Origin of the sequence: Streptomyces sp. NPDC055243 (genome assembly GCF_044544025.1) — a bacterium.
Classification (GTDB): domain Bacteria; phylum Actinomycetota; class Actinomycetes; order Streptomycetales; family Streptomycetaceae; genus Streptomyces.
Genome location: NZ_JBITWR010000004.1, coordinates 420,010 through 439,705, shown reverse-complemented (window position 1 = coordinate 439,705; position 19,696 = coordinate 420,010). Strand labels below are relative to the sequence as shown.

The 19,696-nt window shown below is 71.2% G+C and carries 18 protein-coding genes; 5 read left to right on the top strand and 13 right to left on the bottom strand.

The genetic code is table 11. From position 1 onward, the window contains the following. Positions 1-141 precede the first annotated feature (141 nt). Genes ACIGXX_RS14885 through ACIGXX_RS14875 form a run of 3 tightly spaced genes read left to right on the top strand, consistent with a single transcriptional unit; the run spans position 142 to position 3,387 of the window. Positions 142-1,467: a sensor histidine kinase gene (locus ACIGXX_RS14885; protein ID WP_399975752.1), complete on the top strand. Its 1,326-nt coding sequence runs from the start codon at positions 142-144 to the stop codon at positions 1,465-1,467. Then, positions 1,464-2,132, top strand: coding sequence for a response regulator transcription factor (locus ACIGXX_RS14880; protein WP_351167030.1), 669 nt, complete (start codon positions 1,464-1,466; stop codon positions 2,130-2,132). Before ACIGXX_RS14885 ends, ACIGXX_RS14880 begins: the two co-directional genes overlap by 4 nt. Positions 2,133-2,151: 19 nt before the next feature. Next, a complete protein-coding gene (locus ACIGXX_RS14875) occupies positions 2,152-3,387 on the top strand; it encodes a cytochrome P450 (protein WP_361466384.1) in 1,236 nt (411 codons plus the stop codon). Positions 3,388-3,403: 16 nt separating this feature from the next. Here the strand turns inward: ACIGXX_RS14875 and ACIGXX_RS14870 are convergent, their stop codons facing one another. From ACIGXX_RS14870 to ACIGXX_RS14825, 10 genes are all read right to left on the bottom strand, one after another. After that, positions 3,404-4,297: an alpha/beta hydrolase family protein gene (locus ACIGXX_RS14870; protein ID WP_399975747.1), complete on the bottom strand. Its 894-nt coding sequence runs from the start codon at positions 4,295-4,297 to the stop codon at positions 3,404-3,406. A gap of 167 nt (positions 4,298-4,464) precedes the next feature. After that, positions 4,465-5,679, bottom strand: coding sequence for a kynureninase (gene kynU, locus ACIGXX_RS14865; protein WP_351167036.1), 1,215 nt, complete (start codon positions 5,677-5,679; stop codon positions 4,465-4,467). Beyond that, the gene (locus ACIGXX_RS14860; protein WP_351167038.1) at positions 5,672-6,493 is read right to left on the bottom strand and encodes a tryptophan 2,3-dioxygenase family protein; all 822 of its coding nucleotides are present in this window, start codon (positions 6,491-6,493) and stop codon (positions 5,672-5,674) included. The genes kynU and ACIGXX_RS14860 overlap by 8 nt, the downstream gene beginning before the upstream one ends. Positions 6,494-6,651: 158 nt before the next feature. After that, positions 6,652-7,065, bottom strand: coding sequence for a DUF3151 domain-containing protein (locus tag ACIGXX_RS14855; protein WP_351167040.1), 414 nt, complete (start codon positions 7,063-7,065; stop codon positions 6,652-6,654). A gap of 79 nt (positions 7,066-7,144) precedes the next feature. Then, entirely contained in the window at positions 7,145-8,176 is a 1,032-nt protein-coding gene (gene fbaA, locus ACIGXX_RS14850) for a class II fructose-bisphosphate aldolase (protein ID WP_351167042.1), read from the bottom strand. Between the two features lie 114 nt (positions 8,177-8,290). Then, positions 8,291-8,845 carry an orotate phosphoribosyltransferase gene (gene pyrE, locus ACIGXX_RS14845; protein WP_361466389.1) on the bottom strand — a complete coding sequence of 185 codons (555 nt, stop codon included), beginning with the start codon at positions 8,843-8,845 and terminating at the stop codon, positions 8,291-8,293. Between the two features lie 10 nt (positions 8,846-8,855). Then, on the bottom strand, positions 8,856-9,653 hold the full coding sequence (locus ACIGXX_RS14840) for an aldose 1-epimerase (RefSeq protein ID WP_351167046.1): 798 nt from the start codon (positions 9,651-9,653) through the stop codon (positions 8,856-8,858). Positions 9,654-9,813: 160 nt separating this feature from the next. Then, positions 9,814-10,629 carry an SRPBCC domain-containing protein gene (locus tag ACIGXX_RS14835; RefSeq protein WP_399975741.1) on the bottom strand — a complete coding sequence of 272 codons (816 nt, stop codon included), beginning with the start codon at positions 10,627-10,629 and terminating at the stop codon, positions 9,814-9,816. Positions 10,630-10,675: 46 nt separating this feature from the next. Then, the gene (locus ACIGXX_RS14830) at positions 10,676-12,244 is read right to left on the bottom strand and encodes a polyamine aminopropyltransferase (protein ID WP_351167050.1); all 1,569 of its coding nucleotides are present in this window, start codon (positions 12,242-12,244) and stop codon (positions 10,676-10,678) included. A gap of 120 nt (positions 12,245-12,364) precedes the next feature. Beyond that, positions 12,365-12,883, bottom strand: a complete 519-nt coding sequence (locus ACIGXX_RS14825; protein WP_351167052.1) for a DUF2617 family protein — start codon at positions 12,881-12,883, stop codon at positions 12,365-12,367. A gap of 771 nt (positions 12,884-13,654) precedes the next feature. Between ACIGXX_RS14825 and ACIGXX_RS14820 the strand changes: the two genes are divergently transcribed. Further along, positions 13,655-14,863: a pyridoxal phosphate-dependent aminotransferase gene (locus tag ACIGXX_RS14820; RefSeq protein ID WP_399975738.1), complete on the top strand. Its 1,209-nt coding sequence runs from the start codon at positions 13,655-13,657 to the stop codon at positions 14,861-14,863. Between the two features lie 100 nt (positions 14,864-14,963). Here the strand turns inward: ACIGXX_RS14820 and ACIGXX_RS14815 are convergent, their stop codons facing one another. Together ACIGXX_RS14815 and clpB are read right to left on the bottom strand one after the other, a co-directional pair. Next, entirely contained in the window at positions 14,964-15,503 is a 540-nt protein-coding gene (locus ACIGXX_RS14815; RefSeq protein ID WP_351167055.1) for a YbjN domain-containing protein, read from the bottom strand. Positions 15,504-15,606: 103 nt separating this feature from the next. Then, positions 15,607-18,240: an ATP-dependent chaperone ClpB gene (clpB, locus tag ACIGXX_RS14810; RefSeq protein WP_383815813.1), complete on the bottom strand. Its 2,634-nt coding sequence runs from the start codon at positions 18,238-18,240 to the stop codon at positions 15,607-15,609. Positions 18,241-18,422: 182 nt separating this feature from the next. Here clpB and ACIGXX_RS14805 point away from each other — a divergent pair, with 182 nt between their 5' ends. Next, positions 18,423-18,869 carry a TIGR03618 family F420-dependent PPOX class oxidoreductase gene (locus ACIGXX_RS14805; protein ID WP_361466405.1) on the top strand — a complete coding sequence of 149 codons (447 nt, stop codon included), beginning with the start codon at positions 18,423-18,425 and terminating at the stop codon, positions 18,867-18,869. Between the two features lie 141 nt (positions 18,870-19,010). Here the strand turns inward: ACIGXX_RS14805 and ACIGXX_RS14800 are convergent, their stop codons facing one another. Then, positions 19,011-19,400, bottom strand: a complete 390-nt coding sequence (locus ACIGXX_RS14800; protein ID WP_351167061.1) for a hypothetical protein — start codon at positions 19,398-19,400, stop codon at positions 19,011-19,013. Positions 19,401-19,696 lie beyond the last annotated feature (296 nt).

Genomic DNA, 19,696 nt, shown 5'->3' with positions numbered 1-19,696 from the left:
CGCCCCTGGACGAACAGGCCTTTCCCGCCCGCCCGCCCGATTGCCCCGCGCCCGCGTCCCCGCGTAGTACCTGCGACGGACCCCGGAGAACCCGTCCCTGAGGGGACGACCGCCCCTGCCCGCCCCCGTACCTTCGTAAGCGTGACTGATGCGACCAAGACCGCCCCCAGCAGTACCCGCAGCCCAGAGGTCCAGCTGGCCGTGGGTGCGCTCGGAGGGCTTCGGCAGGATCTCTTCCGGGGCGCCTTCGCCTACCGACCGCTGCCCATGATGCGTACGGACGGACCCGTGATCCGGCGTCTTCCCGCCCGCATACGCCAGTACGCGGGCTGGGCCCCGCACGCCGCGGTCATGGCCGCCGCCTTCCTCACCTTCGCCATCGCCTACTCCGAGGAATCCGGCGGCCTCGACTACATCGTCACCGGCCTCGTCCCGGCCGCCGCCGTCGGCATGACCCTCCTCAGGCCCGTCGGTGCCTGGTGGGCCCTGATCGCGGTCTCGCCCTTCGCCGGCGCCCTCAGCGGCGGCTGGGACGGCTATCCGTGGACCGCCAGCCTCTTCCTCGCGCACCTCGCCGTGATGACCGTGATCACCCTGCGGACCCGCCCCCGCACCGCCGCGTGGATGTGGGTGGGCACCGCCCTCTACGGCGTCGCCGCCGAGGTCTTCCTCAGCCCGGGCTACACCACGAACCTCCCGGAGATGCTCTTCTTCTCCGCCCTCCTCCTCCTCGCCGCCTCCCTCGTGCACATCCGCCGCGAGGCCCACCGCGAGGTCACCGTGCAGCGGACGGTCACCGCGATCGAGCGCGACAAGCGCACGCTCCTGGAGGAGCGCACGACGATCGCCCGCGAACTGCACGACGTCGTCGCCCACCACATGTCGGTGGTCGCCATCCAGGCGGAGGCCGCGCCCTACCGCGTCGAGAACCCGCCCCCCGAGCTGGAACAGGCCTTCGTCACGATCCGCGAGAACGCCGTGGCCGCGCTGACGGAGCTGCGCCGCGTCCTCGGTGTCGTACGCGCGGAGGACTACGAGGCGCCGGACGCCCCGCAGCCCACCCTCGGCGACCTCGACCGGCTCATCGCGAACGTCCGCGAGACCGGCCTTGACGTCGAGAAGGTCGTCACCGGCGCGGTCCGCGAACTCCCGCAGGGCGTCGAGCTCTCCGCGTACCGCATCGTCCAGGAGGCGCTGAGCAACACCCTGCGCCACGCCCCCGGCGCCACGGCCCGCGTCGAGGTCGGATACGTGCTGGGAGGCCTCGGTCTGCGCATCGTCAACGGGCCCGCGACCGGCATGGTCAAGCCCTCACCCGGGGCCGGCCACGGCATCACCGGCATGCGCGAGCGCGTCACGATGCTGGACGGCGAGATGACGACCGACGAGACCGCCGACGGCGGCTACGAAGTCACCGTGTTCCTGCCCGTCGCGTCCGCGTCGGAGCCCACCGGAGGCCAGGAATGACGATCCGCGTACTGATCGCCGACGACCAGATGATGGTCCGCGAGGGCTTCTCCGTCCTGCTCAACGCGATGCCGGACATCGAGGTCGTCGGAGAGGCCGTCAACGGCCGCGAGGCGGTCGACCGGGTCCGCGAACTCTCCCCGGACGTCGTCCTGATGGACATCCGCATGCCCGTCCTGAACGGCATCGAGGCGACCCGCGAGATCGTCGCGGCGGACGTCACGTCGAAGGTCCTCGTCCTCACCACCTTCGACCTCGACGAGTACGTCTACCAGGCGCTGCGCGCGGGCGCCTCCGGCTTCCTCCTCAAGGACGCCTCGGCACGCCAGCTCGCCGACGGGGTGAAGGTGGTGGCCGCCGGGGAAGCCCTGCTCGCCCCCTCCGTCACGCGCCGCCTCATCACCGAGTTCTCCAAGCTCGGCGAGACGCCACGCCTGTCGGCCACGGTCCAGGCCCAGCAGTACGGCGAGCTCACCGAGCGCGAGACGGAGGTCCTCGTCCTCATCGCGCAGGGCCTGTCCAACGGGGAGATCGCATCGCGCCTCGTGGTCGCCGAGTCCACGATCAAGACCCACGTGAGCCGCATCCTGGTGAAACTGGGCCTGCGGGACCGCACCCAGGCGGCGGTCTTCGCGTACGAGGCAAGGCTGGTCACCCCCGGCTGACCCCGACTACCGTCCCCTCATGGACGCCCACTCCGCTCCCGTCGCCTCCATCGCCGCCTTCGCCCCCTGGTCGCCGGAGTTCATCGCCGACCCCTACCCGGCCTACGCGCGGCTGCGGGCCGCCGGGCGGGTGCACCACTTCGAGCCCACCGACCAGTGGCTCGTCCCGCACCACGCGGACGTGTCGGCCCTGCTGCGGGACCGGCGGCTCGGGCGGACCTATCTGCACCGGTTCACGCACGAGGAATTCGGGCGGCAGGCGCCGCCGCCCGAGCACGAGCCGTTCCACGTCCTGAACGACAACGGCATGCTCGACCTGGAGGCGCCGACCCACACCCGCATCCGGCGCCTGGTGTCGAAGGCCTTCACGCCGCGCACCGTGGAGCAACTCAAGCCGTACGTCGAGGAGTTGGCCGACCGGCTGGTACGGGATCTGGTGGCCGACGGGGGCGGGGACCTGGCGGCGCGCGTCGCCGAGCCGCTGCCGGTGGCCGTCATCGCGCAGATGCTGGGCATCCCGGAGTCCGACCGGGACCAGCTGCGGCCCTGGTCGGGCGACATCTGCGGGATGTACGAGCTGAACCCCTCCGAGGAGACCGCCGCCCGCGCGGTCACCGCCTCGCTCGAATTCTCCGCGTACCTGCGCGAACTCATCGCCGTGCGGCGCGAGAAGCCCGGCGACGACCTGATCTCGGGGCTCATCGCCGCGTACGAGGGCGGGGAGTCGCTCAGCGAGCAGGAGATGATCTCCACCTGCGTGCTGCTGCTCAACGCGGGGCACGAGGCGACGGTGAACGCCACCGTCAACGGCTGGCACGCGCTCTTCCGTCATCCGGCCCAGCTGGCCGCCCTGCGCGCGGACCCCGGAGCGCTGATCCCCACCGCCGTGGAGGAGCTGATGCGCTACGACACCCCGCTGCAGCTCTTCGAGCGGTGGGTCCTGGACGACATCGAGATCGACGGCACCGTGATCCCGCGCGGCAGCGAGGTCGCCCTCCTCTTCGGCTCGGCCAACCACGACCCGGCGGTGTTCACCGCCCCCGCCGAACTGGACCTGGCCCGCGCCGAGAACCCGCACATCTCCTTCAGCGCGGGCATCCACTACTGCATCGGCGCACCCCTGGCCCGCATCGAGCTCGCGGCGTCGCTGGGCGCGCTGATCCGCCGGGCGCCGGACCTGAAGCTCGCCGCGGAGCCGGAGCGCAGGCCGAACTTCGTGATCCGGGGGCTACGGGAGCTCCTGGTAGAGGTCTGAGTCCCGTAGCCCGGCCTCAGAACGCCAGCTGTGCGATCTCCTCCGCGACCACCGCGCACGCGTCGGCCGCCGGGTCGATCAGCGGGAAGTGCCCGACGTCTTCGAGGAGCGTGACCCCGACGACCTCGCCCGCCTTCGCCGCGGCGTCGGCGTACGCCTCGGAGACGGCCTGCGGCACGACGATGTCGGTACGCCCCTGGACGATGGCCGTGGCGATGCCCGTCGGCAGCAGGGCCGCCGGGTCGGCGTGCGCGAGCCGCTCCTCGAACTTCCCCTCGCCTCCGAGGAGTTGGACGGGGGCGTCCGAGCAGACGTCCAGCTCCCGCGCGGCACGGAGGTCCGCGATCGGCGCGAGGGCCACGACGCCCCGGAAGGGGGCCGGCCGGTCGATGCGCCACGGGGAGCCGGTGGGCAGCACGTGCCGCGACGCGGCCCAGAGGGCGAGGTGGCCGCCCGCGGAGTGGCCGGTGACGACGGTGCGGCGGATGTCGGCCGACGGCAGGAACTCGGCCACGAGCGCGGGCAGCGCGTCGAAGGCCGCGGCGACGTCGTCGAAGGTCTCCGGCCAGCGGCCCGCGGCGGGGCCGCCGCCCTGGGCGGGGATCGAACTGCCCCGCCGGTACTCGACGTTGGCCACGGCGAAGCCTCGTCTGGCCAGGAAGTCCACGAAGGGCGTGAGGTGCTGCCGGTCGTACGGGGCGCGCCAGGCGCCGCCGTGCAGGGCGACGACGAGGGGGGCGGGGGCCTCCGTGGCGATCCGGGGTCCGTAGAAGTCGACCACCTGGTCGGGATGTTCGCCGTACGCGGCGGTGGCGTCGGGCGGCACCGCGGGGTGCGAGAAGGCGGCGTCGGCCTCGGCGGCATCGGCCTCGACGGCGGCAACGCGGGCTGCGGCGGCGTCGTCCGGCATGCGACAACCTCTCTGCGGGTGGGGGCGGGGGCAGTGGATGTGCTGGGGGGTCCTGATCTTTTGATCTTCCCCTACCCCGCCCCTTCCCGATACCGGGGAGCCACCCCGGATCCCGCCCGGAAAGGGGCGGAACCCAGGGCGGAATCCGGGACGGAATCCGTGCCGGGCTACAGGCCCTTCGCCTCGCCCAACGTCCGCGCCAGCACACCGGCCGCCCGCTCCACATCGGCGAAGCCGACGTACAACGGAGTGAAGCCGAACCGCAGCACGTCCGGCGCCCGGAAGTCGCCGACCACGCCCTGCTCGACCAGGCGCCGCATCACGTCGCCCGCGTCCTCGCACCGCAGGGCGACCTGGCTGCCGCGCTCCGCGTGGGCGGCCGGGGTGAGCACCTCGACCCGGCCCTCGGGGACATAGGCCCGCACGCACTCGACGAAGAAGTCCGTCAGGGCGAGGGACTTGGCCCGTACGGACTCGATGGACACCCCGTCCCAGACGTCGAGCGCCGCGTCGAGGGCCAGCATCGAGAGGATGTCGGGCGTGCCGACCCGCCCGCGCACCGCGCCGTCGGCCGCCTCGAACTCCGGCCGCATCCCGAAGGGCTCGGCGTGCGAGTTCCAGCCGGGCAGCGGGGAGTCGAAGCGGGGCTGGAGATCCGCCCGTACGTAGATGTACGCGGGTGAGCCCGGCCCCCCGTTCAGGTACTTGTAGGTGCACCCGACCGCGAGGTCCACGCCGTGCGCGTCGAGCCCGACGGGCAGCGCTCCCGCGGTGTGGCACAGGTCCCACACCACGAGCGCGCCCGCGTCGTGCACGGCCGACGTCAGGCCGGGCAGATCGTGCAGGCGTCCGGTGCGGTAGTCGGCGTGATTGAGCAGCACGGCCGCCGTGCGCGGGCCGAGAACACCGCGCACCTCGCCCGGCGCTACCGGCACCAGACGGCAGCCGGTCATCCGCGCGGCGGACTGGGCGATGTACCCGTCCGTGGGGAAGGTCGTCGCGTCAACGACGATCTCGTCGCGCCCCTCGTCCGAGTCACGGACCATGCGCACGGCCGCGACGAGCGCCTTGAAGACGTTCACGCTCGTCGAGTCGCCGACGACGATCTGGCCGGGGGCGGCCCCCACCAGGGGGGCTATGCGGTCGCCGATGCGCTCGGGGGCGGTCCACCAGCCGCTCTCGTCCCAGGACCGGATGCGCAGCCGGCCCCACTGGCGGGAGACGACGTCCGCGACCCGCTCCTGGACGACGGCGGGCAGCGCGCCCAGCGAGTTCCCGTCCAGGTAGACGGTGTCGTCCAGGACGAACTCCTTGCGCTTCGCGCGGAGTTCGTCCTCGGCGTCCCGCTGTGCCGCCCGCGCCCTGAGGCCGGTCTCAGACATGGCTCCTCGCAGTCCACAGCTCGGGGAACACGTTCTTCGTCGCGCGCTTCTCCAGCCAGGCCACGCCCGCCGAGCCGCCCGTGCCCGTCTTGGAGCCCATCGCGCGGCGCGTCGCCACCAGGTGGTCGTTGCGCCAGCGCCACACCAGCTCGGCGACGTCCGTCAACGTCTCGCCCAGGCGGGCGAGTTCGTCGTGCTCGTCCCCTGCGTAGAGGTCCGTCCACACCTTCTCGACCTCGGGCGACGGCTCGTACCTCTGCGTCAGGTCGCGCTGGAGCACGGCGGCGGGGACGGCGTGGCCGCGGCGGGCGAGCAGGGCGAGCACCTCGTCGTACAGGCTCGGCTCCTGGAGCGCCTTCTCCAGCTCCGCGTGGACGCGCGGCGCGCCCCGGTGCGGAACCAGCATGGACGCGGACTTGTCGCCGAGCAGGAACTCCATGCGGCGGTACATCGCGGACTGGAAGCCGGAGCCCTCGCCGAGCGCGGAACGGTAGGAGTTGAACTGCCCGGGGGTCAGCTGGGCGAGCGGGCGCCACGAGGCGTTCAGCGCCTCCAGCTCGCGGAGGCTTCTCTTGAGCGCGGCCACGGCGGTGGGGATGTCGTCGCGGCGCAGGGCGTGCGACGCGGTCTCCCACTCGTGCACGATGACCGTGAACCACAGCTCCATCACCTGGGTGGTGACCAGGAAGACCATCTCGCCGGGGTCGTCCGAGCGCAGGTGCTGGAGGTGCGTGAGGACGTCCGCCTGGACGTAGTCCTCGTAAGGGGTGGTTCCTGCGAAGTCGAGGTTCGGGGTGTCCGCCTCTTGGGACATCGCGATCTCCTTGATACGTACTCCGGGTAGCGGTCCGCCCCTGCCGTTACCGACACGGGGGCCCCGGTCCCCACCGGCATCCTCCGCAACATCCCACGAAACGGCAAGACCTGCCTGGTCACAGTGGCGTCCAGGCAGGTCGAGCGCTTCTCCGGCGGTCAGCCCAGGGTCTCGGCCGCCGTCTGGGAGGAGTCCCGCAGGAAGCCCGAGCAGCGCTCGTACTCCTCCTGCTCACCGATCGACTGCGCGGCGCGCGCGAGGCCGTGCAGGGCGCGCAGGAAGCCGCGGTTCGGCTCGTGCTCCCACGGCACCGGGCCGTGGCCCTTCCAGCCGGCACGGCGCAGCGAGTCGAGGCCGCGGTGGTAGCCGGTGCGGGCGTACGCGTACGACTCGATGACGCTGCCGCGCTCGAACGCCTCGTCGGCGAGCTGCGCCCAGGCGAGCGAGGAGGTCGGGTACTTCGCGGCGACGTCGGCGGGCGCCGCGCCGTTCGCGAGGAGCTCGCGCGGCTCCGGGTCGTCGGGCAGGTGGGTCGGGGGCGGTCCCCCGAGCAGATCCTTGTGAATGGCCATGGGTTCCAGTCTGCTCCATACGCGGACGGGCCCGGCACCCAGGGAAGGATGCCGGGCCCGTACGCGGACGCGGTGGTGCCTACTTCAGCTTCGTGCCCGTGGAGCGCAGGTTCGCGCACGCCTCGGTGACGCGCTGGGCCATGCCCGCCTCGGCGGCCTTGCCCCAGGTGCGGGGGTCGTACGTCTTCTTCGAGCCGACCTCGCCGTCGACCTTCAGGACGCCGTCGTAGTTCTTGAACATGTGGTCGGCGACGGGACGCGTGAAGGCGTACTGCGTGTCCGTGTCGAGGTTCATCTTCACGACGCCGTTCTCCAGGGCGGTCGCGATCTCCTGCGCGGTCGAGCCGGAGCCGCCGTGGAAGACGAAGTCGAAGGGCTGCGCGCCCGCCGACTTGCCGTACTTGGCGCCGACGCCCTCCTGGAGGTCCTTGAGGAGCTCGGGACGCAGGACGACGTTGCCCGGCTTGTAGACGCCGTGCACGTTGCCGAAGGAGGCGGCGAGCAGGTAGCGGCCCTTCTCGCCCAGGCCGAGCGCCTCGGCCGTACGCAGCGCGTCGTCGACGGTCGTGTAGAGCTCGTCGTTGATCTCGTGCGTGACGCCGTCCTCCTCGCCACCGGTCGGGGTGATCTCGACCTCGAGGATGATCTTCGCGGCGGCGGCCTTCGCGAGCAGCTCCTGGCCGATGGCCAGGTTGTCGGCGAGGGTCTCGGCGGAGCCGTCCCACATGTGCGACTGGAAGAGCGGGTTGCGGCCGGCCTTGACGCGCTCGGCGGAGACGTCGATCAGCGGACGGACGTAGGTGTCCAGCTTGTCCTTGGGGCAGTGGTCGGTGTGCAGCGCGACGGTGATGTCGTACTTCGCGGCGACGATGTGCGCGAACTCGGCGAGGGCCACGGCGCCCGTCACCATGTCCTTGTTGTGCTGGCCGCCCAGGAACTCCGCACCACCGGTGGAGATCTGGATGATGCCGTCGCTCTCGGCCTCAGCGAAACCGCGCAGCGCGGCGTGCAGGGTCTGCGAGGAGGTCACGTTGATGGCCGGGTAGGCGAACTTGCCTGCCTTCGCCCGGTCCAGCATCTCGGCGTAGACCTCGGGGGTTGCGATGGGCATGTGTCCGCTCCTTGTGATGTGCGGGTGTGTGCTTGGCCCTGACCTAAGGGGGCGACGTCATCGTCGCCCCCATCTTTCCAGATGTGCCGGGCGGCTCCGCCCGGACGCGGGTCCTCAGTCGCTGAGGCCGAGGTCGTCCTTGGAGTACGCGAAGAGGTACGGCACCCCGGCGCCGTCGGTGATCTTCTCGCCGGCCCCGGTGGCGCGGTCCACGATGGTCGCGACACCGACCACCTCGGCACCGGCCTCGCGCACGGCCTCGACGGCGGTCAGCGGGGAGCCGCCGGTGGTGGAGGTGTCCTCGACGACGAGAACGCGGCGCCCCTTGATGTCCGGGCCCTCGACGCGGCGCTGCATGCCGTGCGCCTTGGCGGCCTTGCGCACGACGAAGGCGTCAAGCCGCTTGCCGCGGGCGGCGGAGGCGTGCAGCATCGCGCCGGCGACGGGGTCGGCGCCCATGGTGAGGCCGCCCACGGCGTCGAAGTCGAGGTCGGCGGTGAGGTCGAGCAGGACCTGGCCGACCAGGGGGGCGGCCTCGCCGTCGAGGGTGATGCGGCGCAGGTCGATGTAGTAATCGGCTTCGAGACCCGAGGAGAGGGTCACCTTGCCGTGCACCACGGCCTTGTCCTTGATCTGCTGAAGCAGGGCGCCACGTACGTCGTCAGTCATGCCTGCCAGCTTAAAGCTGCTTCAGCCGCGTCCAGGTCCAGGTCGTCGACGTCTCCAGGGGGTCGATGGGGGTGACCAGGCGGGGCAGGGTGTTGAGCCCGTCCGGCGGGCCGGTCTGCGGCTCGACGCAGACGGCGGCTTCCTGCTCGTCGTAGACGACGACCCACTGCTCGCGGCTCTTGACGTTGAGCTCGATCCGCTCGGGCCAGGTGAGCGTGACGTCGACGCCGTCGGGCATGCCGAAGCAGTCGTCCCAGGGGCCGGGGGTGGGGGCGACGCGGTGGCCGGTGGGCAGGTGGTCGTCGCCGCGCTCCTCCTGCCAGGAGGGGTCGAAGCCGATGCGTACGTCCTGCTGCTCGAGGTTCCGGTTGAACCACGGGTGCCAGCCGGCCTGGGCGGGGAAGGAGTCGCCGTACGTCTCGATGCCGAGGGTGAGGGTGAGGGAGTCCTCGGTGAGCTCGACGAGCTGGGTGACGCGGCCTTCGTAGGGCCAGGGGTCGGTGAGGTCGTACGTGAACGCGGCCTCTGTCTTCCCCGCGCGGGCGGTGCGCCAGGGCGCGTCCCTGGCGAAACCGTGGATGGCGTGGGGCGGGGAGTTGAGGGGCATCTGGTGGAGGGTGCCGCCGTTGCGGAACTTTCCCTCGCGGATGCGGCCGGCCCAGGGGGCCATGGGGAAGCAGCCGTAGCGCTCGCCCTGCCGCAGCAGTTCCACGCCGCCGATCCTGAGGCTTCCCACCCGGCAGCCGTTCCCCGGCTGCACGGTGACTTCCGCGTCACCCGCGGTCAGTGTCACGTCTTCGCTACTCACGGGGTCGACCCTACGGGCAGGGGCTTTTCTTCTTCCCCAACCCCACCCCTTCCCACAAACCCGCTCGGCGCGGGGGCCCACCACTATCAGCCCGTCCGGCGTTTGAGGACGAACTCGGCGGAGCCGGTGATTGACGGCGGCCAAGGTCCCCGCGCCAGAATCAGCGCCTGCGGCGAAGTGCTCGGCCCACCACGATCGCCGAGGCCACCGCCACCGCGGCCGCGGGCGCGGCCCAGCGCAGCGTGGCCCTCGTGGACATCGACTCGGCGGCGGGCGCGGGCGCGTACCGCCCCCGGGGCGGCGCGTGGTCGACCTCCTCCGCGCTCCGGCCGATCATCGTCCGCCGGGCATGCGCGGCCTCCGCGGGCGGCACCAGGATCTCCTCGACGTCCCCGAGGCCCTCGTCGGACTCCGCGTCGAACGACGACGGCGGCACATCCGTCTCGAAGACGGAGGACGCCTCGACGATCTCGGTCTCCAGCGTCACGGACTCCGGTTCCAGCTCCGGCTCCGGCTCCGGCTCGGTCTCCGGCGAAGCCATCCGCCCCAGGCCCTCCCCGAAACGGTCGAGCAGCCGCCGCACCGCGCCCTCCACAGCCTGTGGAGAACTTTCGGCGACGCGGCCCTCCCCCGCACCCGTACCGGAGAAGACCACCTGGGTCCCGGAACCGTCCTCGGCGGAATCGAGGGAAGCAAGCCGCACCGACAGCGAGAGCTTCACCGAGCCGCCGCCCCGCACCTCGACACCCTCGCCCTCGATCGCGAAGGACCCGTCGCCCCGCGCGGCCACGCGCGCGGCGCCGCGGTACGTGATCGTGTGGCCGCCGACCCGCACCTTGAGGCGGCCGGAGAGCGGCGACGCGGACTCGTCCGCGTCGCGCTGCAGGCCGGGCACCGCCCCGGCGACCTGCTCGGGGTCGCTCAGCACCTGCTGCAGGCGGTCGGCGGGAACCGGAACGAACACCTCATGCTCCATGGCAGTCGAGCCTACCCACGTGGCCGAGACCATGTACGTCAGTTCGTCAGTTCGCGTACCGCGGGTGCACCAGGGTGGAGGGGGCCAGCCCCCGCACCCTGGTCCGTTCGGCGGACGCCACGCCCACCCGCAGCAGCGCGGCCGTCCGGTGCGGTGCGAGGACCGGGCCGGATCTCGCCGCGAGGACGAAGCCCCAGTCGCGCGGCGCCGACGCACCGTCCGCCGTCCGGTCGGGGCCCGCCGCGAACCCGGAGATCCGGCCGCCCACGCGGTAGGGCTCGGTCCGCAGCCCCGCCGCCCGCAGCGTCGCCTCCACCGTCCAGAAGACGCGGGGCCTGGCCGCGACCGGGCCCGCGTGCACGGCGAGGCGTCCGCCCGCGGCCAGGGCCCGGCACGCCAGGCCGTAGAACTCCTGGGAGTAGAGCTTGGTGCTCGCGGTGATGCCGGGGTCGGGCAGATCGGAGATCACCACGTCGTACGTACGCGGGGGCGAGCGCAGCCAGCGGAACGCGTCGGCGTGCACCACCCGCACCCGGGGGTCGCGGTACACCTGCTCGTTCAGCTCGCTCAGCGCCGGATCGCGGCGCGCCAGCCGCACGACCCCCGGATCGAGTTCGACGACGTCCACCCGCCGCACCCCCGGGTGCCGAAGGACCTCGCGCGCCGCGAGGCCGTCGCCGCCGCCGAGGATCAGCACGCGCGCGCGGGGGCCGTTCATCGCGGGGCCGACGAGCGCCCGGTGGTAGCGGTGCTCGTCGCGGCCGCTGACGCGCAGCCGCCCGTCGAGGTAGAGGTCGAGCGAATCGTGCCTGCCGCCGGTGAGGACCACTTCCTGGACGTCGGTCTGCACGGCGACCCGCACGTCCTTGCCGTAGACCGCCCGGCGCGCCGCCGCCTCGAAGTCGCCGACGAGCACGGCGGCGGCGGCGAGCACGCCGAGGACGGTGACGTTCGCGACGAGCAGCGCCCAGCGGCCGCGCACGCTCAGGTCGTGCCGGAACAGGCCGAAGACGAGCGCGCCGCCCGCGATCGCGTTGACCGAGCCGGTCATCAGCGCCCCGGTCAGCTGGCCGAGCAGGGGGAGCAGGAGGAAGGGAAAGGCGAGGCCGCCCACCAGCGCGCCCACGTAGTCGGCGGCGAACAGGTCCGACACGGCTCCGCTGGGGTCCTGCCGTCTGATCCGCTGGATGAGCACCATCAGGAGCGGCACTTCGGCGCCGATGAGCAGGCCGATGGCGAGCGAGAACGCGACGAGCAGATAGCGCGAGCCGCCCGCCCAGACCTCGCCCCGGTCGCCGGTCCAGGCGAACGCCGCGTACAACGCCATCGCGCTCAGCCCGCCGACCAGCGCGAGCGCGGCCTCGACCAGGCCGAAGCCGACCGCGGCCCGGCATCGCAGGCGCTTGGCGAGCAGGGAGCCGATGCCCATGGCGAAGACCATCACCGAGAGGACCACCGACGCCTGGGTGACCGAGTCACCGATCAAGTACGAGGCGAGGGCGACCAGTTCGAGTTCGTACACCAGACCGCAGGCCGCGCAGATGAAGACGCCCGCCAGGACGAGGAACCGCCCCGTCCTGGGCGTCACGGGTAACTGCGTTGACGGCTCGATCACCTTGGGAACGCTACGTCACCGAACTCTCACGTCCAGTCACCCACAAGGGTGCACCTCGACGTCAGAGGTGTAAAAGGGGCGCGGCAAGGGGCACTTGGTCGCGCCTCGGTCGGCCCGCGGTCAGAGCACCGCCGGCATCCGAACGCCCACTCGGGTGCGGGTCGCCACGAGTTGCCCGTCCTGGGGGTAGGCGTGCCAGGTGCGCCACTGCACCGAGCCCTCGTGCCGCTGCGCCAGCATCGCCGTGAACGCGTGCGGGCTGCCGGGGAAGACCCCGGCGAGGCCGTGCGGATGCTCGGCCACCAGGGCGAGCAGTTCCTGTGCGCGGCCCGCGAACTGGCCGCGCGAGAGGGTCTCGACGCGCGCCGCGAATTCGTACTCCCACTCGCCCAGCCGCTTGGAGACGCCGAGCGGAAGGGGCGTACTGCTGCCGGGGATGCAGGCGACGGTCTCGGAGCAGGTGCCCTGCTCCTCTTCGAGGATGACCTGGTGCGATGCCCCCAGGAGCCGCAACTCCATTCTCGCACCGGCGAGTTCGAGTTCGAGCGTGGCGAGCGCGGGCAGCGGCTCGCGCCCCAGGGTCCAGGCGAGGTCCGCGGCGCACGTGTCGGTATAGACAGTCTTCAGGGTCGTGAGCATGGGTCGGCTCCGCTAACACGCAATGGAGGTGGTGCCGGCGCACCCGATCGGAACACCGGGAGGTCGGAATGCCGGCTCGTGCCCACGAGAGCGAACGACCTGTATGTCCAAGACGTCCGCACGAGGGCGGTGCTGACGGTTAAGAGGGAATCATGGACTGCTGCACTGCCACAGCGTTTTTACCCAACTTCGGAGGGTTTCCATCCCCTCGGGGGCTGCACAGTTCAACTGTTCAATGGCTCAACGAGAAAGTGCCCGGCAGGAGTTGCCTCCCGCCGGGCACTTCAACAGATGGACGGACCAGCTGCCCCGTGTCAGCTGCCTCCGCCACCGCCGCAACCGCCTCCGCCACCCCCGCCGCACGAAGAGCTGCTGCCGCACGAAGACCCGCCGCCACAGGAGCTGCCGCCGCCGCTGTCGCCGCCGCCGGCCCACCAGCCACCGCCGGAACCCGCCGCACCGGATGCCCCCGAGTACGACCGGCCACCGCTGCCGCGCCTTCCGGCGTAGACCGCGAGTCCGACGATCAGAACCACTGCGACAAACACGAAGACCAGGATCATGACCTTCACGCCCCTTTCCGTTCCCCCGAAGCAGGCCCCCCGTGGGTCCGCGTTCTTTTTGCATGTTGTGCGTGTGTGAAAGGGGAATGCCCTCGCGTATGCCGGCCCAAAGCAGAGTTGAGGAAGTTCAGAGGGTTCTCCCCGGAGAGCCCCGTGCTTCTCCCACTCGCCGTGCATGAGTTGAGGAAGTCCGGAGGTTCGGCGCAGGATGGCGGCCATGACCTCCACATCCGGGAGCGGGCGCCCGCTGCTCAACCGCCGCCTCGCCGAGTTCGGTACGACGATTTTCGCCGAGATGTCCGCCCTTGCGGTGAAAACGGGCGCCATCAACCTCGGCCAGGGCTTCCCGGACACGGACGGCCCCGAGGAGATCCGCGAGGCCGCGGTCCGCGCCCTGCGCGACGGCCGCGGCAACCAGTACCCGCCGGGCCCCGGCATCCCCGAGCTCCGCACGGCCGTCGCCGAGCACCAGCGCCACCACTACGGCCTCACGTACGACCCCGACCGCGAGGTCCTGGTCACCGCGGGCGCCACGGAGGCCATCGCGGCGTCCCTGCTGGCCCTGGTCGAGCCCGGCGACGAGGTGATCGCCCTGGAGCCGTACTACGACTCGTACGCGGCCTCGATCGCCCTGGCCGGCGGCAAGCGCGTCCCCGTGACGCTGCGCCCGGACGCCGCCGAGGGGCGCTTCCGGCTCGACCTGGACGAACTGCGCGACGCGATCACGCCGCACACCCGACTGCTGCTCCTGAACACCCCGCACAACCCGACCGGCACGGTCCTGACCCGCGCGGAACTCACCGAGATCGCGAAGCTCGCCGTCGAGCGCGACCTCCTGGTGGTCACGGACGAGGTCTACGAACACCTGGTCTTCGACGACGGCGAGGACACGGCGCACATCCCGCTCGCCTCCTTCCCCGGCATGCGCGAGCGCACGGTGGCGATCGGGTCCGCGGGCAAGACGTTCTCGTTCACCGGCTGGAAGGTCGGCTGGATCACGTCCACGCCCGAGCTGGTGACGGCGGTCCGCTCGGCGAAGCAGTTCCTCACGTACGTGTCGTCGGGCCCGTTCCAGTACGCGATCGCCGAGGCGCTCGCCCTGCCCGACTCCTACTTCGCGTCGTTCCGCGCGGGCATGCGGGCCAAGCGGGACCTGCTGAGCGAGGGCCTGACGGCGGCGGGCTTCGACGTCTACCGCCCGGCGGGCACCTACTTCATCACCACCGACATCCGCCGCCTCGGCGAGTCCGACGGCTTCGCCTTCTGCCGGGCCCTGCCCGAGCGCGTCGGCGTGGTCGCCGTACCGAACGCGGTCTTCTACGACCACCGGGAGGCCGGTGCGCCGTTCGTGCGCTTCGCGTTCTGCAAGAAGGACGAGGTCCTGGCGGAGGCGGTCTCCCGGCTGAAGTCGCTGTAGCCGTCGTATGGGCGAGTCGGTCTAGTCATCGGTGCACGTGCGAGAGCCCGGCCGGGGTGTCCCGGCCGGGCTCTCGTCGTGACGTGACCAGTCGCGTGGACTAGGCCTGGTCCTCGGGCTTCTCTTCACCCTCGGTGCCGTCGACCTCGGCCTCGAGGCCGAGCTGCTCGACGAGCCACTTGTCGAACTCGATCGCGGCCCGCACCCAGCTGACCGTCGACGACACGAAGTGCTCCAGCGCGACGCCCGTGCCGATCAGCATCTGCGCCTCGCCGATGAGGCGGACGGTGCCGTCGTCGTGGGTGTGCGTGTAGACCTTCGGCCACAGGGTGCGGCGGTTCCAGTCGTCGATCGCCTCGAGGATCTGGGCCTTCTCCTCGATACCGTGCGCGCGGTCGTAGAACGTCCGCACCGAGAAGACCTGCTGGTCACCCTCGCCACGGAACATGAAGTACGTGCGGAACTCCTCCCACGGCGCCGCGAGGTCTCCCTCTTCGTCGACGACGTGCTTGAGCTCCATCTGGTCCAGGAGCTGCTTGACCAGGTCCTGGTCGGGGACAACGGGGCCCGCCGGTCCATCGCCCTGCTGCGGTTCGGGCTGTCCCCCGAAATTCGGAATCGAGGACGGGTCGATGCTCACGTGCTTAGTCCCTTCGTACGGATTCCGCCATCCTGCCCCATGTCGGGCGGGGGCCCGCAACCCCCGCCCCCGATGTGACCGGGTTATGCCCTCCTGGAGCGCCTCACAGCGACTTTCCCGCTGTATTTCCGGCTGTCTGTCCGGCTGACCCTCCTGTCGCCGGGCCGACGATCAGGCCATCGCCGAAGGTGTCCACGCGCACCGTGTCCCCGTCCTTCACCTCGCCCGAGAGGATCTCCTTGGCGAGGCGGTCGCCGATGGACGTCTGGATGAGGCGCCGCAGCGGCCTTGCGCCGTACGCCGGGTCGTTGCCCTCGTCCGCCAGCCAGGCCAGCGCGTCCGGGGAGACCTCGAGGGTCAGCCGGCGCTCGGCGAGGCGCTTGGCGAGGCGGTCGATCTGCAGCTCGGCGATGTGCGCGAGCTCGTCCTTGCTGAGCGCGGAGAAGACGACGAGGTCGTCGAGCCGGTTGAGGAACTCCGGCTTGAAAGAGGCCCGCACGACGTCCAGGACCTGCTGCTTCTTCTCCTCCGGTGACGTCGTCGGCTCCACGAGGTACTGGCTGCCCAGGTTGGAGGTCAGGACGAGGATGGTGTTGCGGAAGTCCACCGTCCGCCCCTGTCCGTCGGTGAGCCGCCCGTCGTCGAGGACCTGGAGCAGCACGTCGAAGACTTCCGGGTGCGCCTTCTCGACCTCGTCGAGCAGGACGACGCTGTACGGGCGCCTGCGTACGGCCTCGGTGAGCTGGCCGCCCTCCTCGTAGCCGACGTACCCGGGCGGGGCGCCGACCAGCCTGGCCACGCTGTGCTTCTCGCCGTACTCGCTCATGTCGATGCGGACCATGGCGCGCTCGTCGTCGAAGAGGAAGTCCGCGAGGGCCTTCGCCAGCTCCGTCTTGCCGACGCCGGTCGGGCCCAGGAAGAGGAAGGAGCCGGTGGGGCGGTCGGGGTCGGCGATCCCGGCGCGCGTGCGGCGCACGGCGTCCGACACCGCCTGCACGGCCTCGGTCTGGCCGATGAGCCGCTTGCCGAGCTCCTCCTCCATGCGCAGGAGCTTCTGCGTCTCGCCCTCCAGGAGGCGGCCCGCGGGGATGCCGGTCCAGGCGCCGACCACGTCGGCGATGTCGTCGGGACCCACCTCCTCCTTGACCATCGTGTCCTTGGAGACCTCTTCCTCGGCCTCGGACGCGACCTCCAGGTCGTGTTCGAGGGCGGGGATCTCGCCGTAGAGGAGCTTGCTCGCGGTGTCGAAGTCGCCGTCGCGCTGCGCGCGTTCGGCCTGGCCGCGCAGCTCGTCGAGCTTCTCCTTCAGCTCACCGACACGGTTGAGGGACTGCTTCTCCTTCTCCCAGCGTGCGTTGAGCCCGCGCAGCTCCTCCTCCTTGTCGGCGAGGTCGCGCCGCAGCCGTTCGAGGCGCTCCTTGCTCGCGGGGTCGGTCTCCTTGCTGAGGGCCAGCTCCTCCATCTTCAGCCGGTCGACGGCGCGCTGGAGCTCGTCGATCTCCAGGGGGGAGGAGTCGATCTCCATGCGCAGCCGGGACGCGGCCTCGTCGACGAGGTCGATGGCCTTGTCGGGCAGGAAGCGCGAGGTGATGTACCGGTCGGAGAGCGCGGCGGCGGCCACGAGCGCGCTGTCGGCGATCTGGACCTTGTGGTGGGCCTCGTAGCGCCCCTTGAGCCCGCGGAGGATGGCGATGGAGTCCTCGACGCTCGGCTCGTCGACGAGGACCTGCTGGAAGCGCCGCTCGAGGGCGGGGTCCTTCTCGATCCGCTCGCGGTACTCGTCGAGGGTGGTGGCGCCGACCATCCGCAGCTCGCCGCGGGCGAGCATGGGCTTGAGCATGTTCCCGGCGTCCATGGCGGAGTCACCGCCCGCCCCCGCCCCCACGACGGTGTGCAGCTCGTCGATGAAGGTGATGATCTGCCCGTCGCTCTCCTTGATCTCGGAGAGGACGGTCTTGAGCCGCTCCTCGAACTCGCCGCGGTACTTGGCGCCCGCGACCATGGCCCCCAGGTCGAGCGAGACGAGCCGCTTGTTCTTCAGCGACTCGGGTACGTCGCCCTTCACGATGCGCTGCGCGAGCCCTTCGACGACGGCGGTCTTGCCGACGCCGGGTTCGCCGATCAGGACGGGGTTGTTCTTCGTGCGCCGGGACAGGACCTGCACCACGCGCCGGATCTCCTGATCCCGCCCGATGACGGGGTCGAGCTTGCCCTCCCTGGCGGCTGCGGTGAAGTCGGTGCCGAACTTCTCCAGGGCCTTGTACTGACCCTCCGGGTCCGGTGTGGTCACCCGGCGTCCTCCCCTTGCCTTTTCGAACGCGTCGAGCAGTTTCTTGGCGGTGGCCCCGTGCTGGCCCAGGACCTCACCGGCGGGACCGCCCTTGGCGGCGATGCCGATCAGCAGATGCTCGGTGGAGAGGTAATCATCGCCCAGTTCCTTCGCCCGCTGCGAGGCGTCGGCGATGACCGCGAGCAGGTCGCGGTTGGGCTGCGGGGGCGCGACGGTGGAGCCCGTGACGCTGGGCAGTCCGGCGAGTCCTCGCTCGGCGTCGGCGCGGACGGCGGCCTGGTCGGCCTCGACCGCGGCGAGCAGATCGGTGATGTTCTCGTTGTCCTGCCCCTCGAGCAGCGCGAGCAGCAGATGCGCGGGGGTCAGGTCGGGATGCCCGTCCTTCACGGCGAGGTTGCTGGCCGCGTTGATCGCGTCCCGGCTCCTGTTGGTCAGCTCGGCGTCCACGTGAGTCGTCTCCTCCTAGCGGTTCGTACGGCCTGGCGGCTGGGGTGGCCCGGCGGCTCGGGTGGCCCCGACGAATCGGGTAGCCCTCGCCCACCTGACTTAAACAGCGTACATAAAGTTGAGTCTATTCCACTCAAGGGAGGCGGAGGCGGCCGCCGCGGGCCGGCGGTTAGGTTCGCTCCATGGCCATGGACCCGCACCACCCGACCCCCACCTACCTCAGCTTCTGGCGCGAACGGCACCTGTGCACGCTGACGACGCTGCGCCCCGACGGCACACCGCACGTCGTGCCGGTCGGCGTGACGTACGACCCGGAGGCGGGCGTGGCCCGCGTCCTGGCGAGCAGGACGAGCGCGAAGGTCGCCCACGTCCTCCGGGCGACGGCCGGGGCCCCGGAGGGGGCACGGGTGGCGGTCTGCCAGGTCGACGGGCGGCGCTGGGCGACGCTGGAGGGGTACGCGAGCGTGCGTACGGAGGCCGCGGAGATCGCGGAGGGGGAGCGGCGCTACAAGGAGCGGTACGAGAGGGCTCCCCGGGTGAATCCGAACCGCGTGGTGATCGAGATCAGGCTGACGCGGGCGATGGGCAGCAGGGCGGCGCTGGGCATCGAGGCCGGCGCCGAGGCATAGCGCCCCGAGGTTTCCTCGGCACACAGTTCCTCGGCACACAGTTTCTCGGCACACACCACAGCGGCGCCACCGTGTTCAGGTCCACGGTGGCGCCGCTGCTGGGGGAAGCACCTGCGCGATGTACAACGACGGGGGATCGCGTCAGGCGCTGCGGGGGGTGGCTGTGATGGCTCTTGTAGTGCTGGTGGTGGTGCTGGTGGTGCTGGAACTCTGCTGATCCTGCTGCTCGCCGGGCCGGCCGGGCTCACCGACCACCTGGTGGTCACGCCGGTCGAGATTGACGAAGACCATCCCGTACCGAATGGCGCACCGCACGGGCTGTGGGGCGCCCCGCGGCTTGCGGAGGCACCGGTAGGCCCGGATCTCCTCCTCGTCGTCACGGGTGACGACCACCGGCTCACCGAGGAGCGTGACCATCAACGAGTCGCCTGCGTGGGGTATCGCGGTGGCGAGATCGATGAAGTGCCAACCGGAGCGGTAGGCGGTGGCCATTTCTCGACGGAAGGTGCGGTCGTCGGGGGGAGTACTCATGCGCCTGCTCCCGCCGGGGCGACGTGCCAACCCAGATCCGTCGGCGGAGCTGAAACGGAATTCGTACTCGACGGCTCGCTGTGCCACCCGAGATCGAGAGTGCTCAGCACACCCAACGTCAGCCCTGCGGAGAAGGTGGTGACAAGCACCGAGCGAAGCATGCGCTTAAACATGGTCGGCTTCGTCCTCACTTGGTAGGTTCCTCTCCCCCGGCACAACAAGACGATGTCTCAATCGAGCACGTCAAAGCCACAGGGTGGATGCATCATGTTCCTGCACGTACAGGACCCTGGGGG

Excerpts from the sequence above, each read along its gene's own strand:
- ACIGXX_RS14880 (WP_351167030.1), top strand. The coding sequence starts at position 1,464 with ATGACGATCCGCGTACTGATCGCCGACGACCAGATGATGGTCCGCGAG.
- ACIGXX_RS14875 (WP_361466384.1), top strand. The coding sequence starts at position 2,152 with ATGGACGCCCACTCCGCTCCCGTCGCCTCCATCGCCGCCTTCGCCCCC.
- ACIGXX_RS14870 (WP_399975747.1), bottom strand. The coding sequence starts at position 4,297 with ATGCCGGACGACGCCGCCGCAGCCCGCGTTGCCGCCGTCGAGGCCGAT.
- kynU (WP_351167036.1), bottom strand. The coding sequence starts at position 5,679 with ATGTCTGAGACCGGCCTCAGGGCGCGGGCGGCACAGCGGGACGCCGAG.
- ACIGXX_RS14860 (WP_351167038.1), bottom strand. The coding sequence starts at position 6,493 with ATGTCCCAAGAGGCGGACACCCCGAACCTCGACTTCGCAGGAACCACC.
- ACIGXX_RS14855 (WP_351167040.1), bottom strand. The coding sequence starts at position 7,065 with ATGGCCATTCACAAGGATCTGCTCGGGGGACCGCCCCCGACCCACCTG.
- fbaA (WP_351167042.1), bottom strand. The coding sequence starts at position 8,176 with ATGCCCATCGCAACCCCCGAGGTCTACGCCGAGATGCTGGACCGGGCG.
- pyrE (WP_361466389.1), bottom strand. The coding sequence starts at position 8,845 with ATGACTGACGACGTACGTGGCGCCCTGCTTCAGCAGATCAAGGACAAG.
- ACIGXX_RS14835 (WP_399975741.1), bottom strand. The coding sequence starts at position 10,629 with ATGGAGCATGAGGTGTTCGTTCCGGTTCCCGCCGACCGCCTGCAGCAG.
- ACIGXX_RS14825 (WP_351167052.1), bottom strand. The coding sequence starts at position 12,883 with ATGCTCACGACCCTGAAGACTGTCTATACCGACACGTGCGCCGCGGAC.
- ACIGXX_RS14820 (WP_399975738.1), top strand. The coding sequence starts at position 13,655 with ATGGCGGCCATGACCTCCACATCCGGGAGCGGGCGCCCGCTGCTCAAC.
- ACIGXX_RS14805 (WP_361466405.1), top strand. The coding sequence starts at position 18,423 with ATGGCCATGGACCCGCACCACCCGACCCCCACCTACCTCAGCTTCTGG.
- ACIGXX_RS14800 (WP_351167061.1), bottom strand. The coding sequence starts at position 19,400 with ATGAGTACTCCCCCCGACGACCGCACCTTCCGTCGAGAAATGGCCACC.